This window comes from Bartonella acomydis (assembly GCF_039543025.1).
Lineage (GTDB): Bacteria > Pseudomonadota > Alphaproteobacteria > Rhizobiales > Rhizobiaceae > Bartonella > Bartonella acomydis.
The window spans coordinates 1-786 of record NZ_BAABIY010000022.1 but is presented as its reverse complement, the minus strand read 5'-3'; the positions used below and the strand labels follow the sequence as shown (position 1 = coordinate 786).

Below are 786 nucleotides of genomic sequence, written 5' to 3'. Positions count from 1 at the left end.
TTTATGCCGCATCACTTTGACGCTGCTGTTTAGCTTGCTCAATGACATTGATAAGATCCGATTGTAACCAACGGGATAAAAAACCAAATTTTAAAGGTTTTGGTAAAGAGCCATTGGTCACATGACGGCGGAAAGTTGAGACACTCATATGAAGCAATTTTGCACTTTCACGGTCTGTTAAAAGAATATCATTTTCTATCATCGTAAAATTCTTTCAAAAGTAAAAAAATGAGAACAAATCATGCCTATTTATTAAGCACATTTTGGTTTATTTTTGAAGGTATTTTATTCATAGAAAACAGTATTTTATTATACATTTTCTCATGTGATAATTTATGAGTCTTATTGAGATGATATGAGAGANAACACGGCGCTGTTCTAAATAATCTGTACGACGATAGGCACGCTCTACTTTACCCCCAACCGTATGACTTAGAATAGTTTCAGCGACCTCATAGGGGGCATCGGTTGTTTCAGCGAGCCAATCGCGTAAACTAGAACGAAATCCATGCGGGCAGGCATCAATTTTATTTTTTCTCATATATTTTGCCATAGAACTCTCATTAAGGGGACCTCGACCTCTAGCAGAAAAGAAAAAATCATTGCGAGAAAGCAAGCGCGCTTGTTTTAAAATGTCTAATGCTTCTGATGATAAAGGGACACGAAATTCTTTTGTTGTATCAAGCTTTCCTTTCATATTCTCAGCAGGGATAGTCCATATATCCCCCTCAATTTGTTCTTTATGAATATGACGTAAAGGAAAAGTACGAACGCCTGTCAGAATAA

General features: G+C 36.6%; 2 protein-coding genes. Both read right to left on the bottom strand.

The features are described from left to right. Position 1 precedes the first annotated feature (1 nt). Positions 2-202: a helix-turn-helix transcriptional regulator gene (locus ABD909_RS05060; RefSeq protein WP_142417295.1), complete on the bottom strand. Its 201-nt coding sequence runs from the start codon at positions 200-202 to the stop codon at positions 2-4. Between the two features lie 87 nt (positions 203-289). Continuing rightward, on the bottom strand, positions 290-786 hold a 497-nt coding region (locus ABD909_RS05055; RefSeq protein WP_425547945.1), incomplete at its 5' end, for a tyrosine-type recombinase/integrase.

Bases quoted from the DNA above. Each gene is read 5' to 3' on its own strand.
- ABD909_RS05060 (WP_142417295.1), bottom strand. From the start codon at position 202: ATGATAGAAAATGATATTCTTTTAACAGACCGTGAAAGTGCAAAATTG.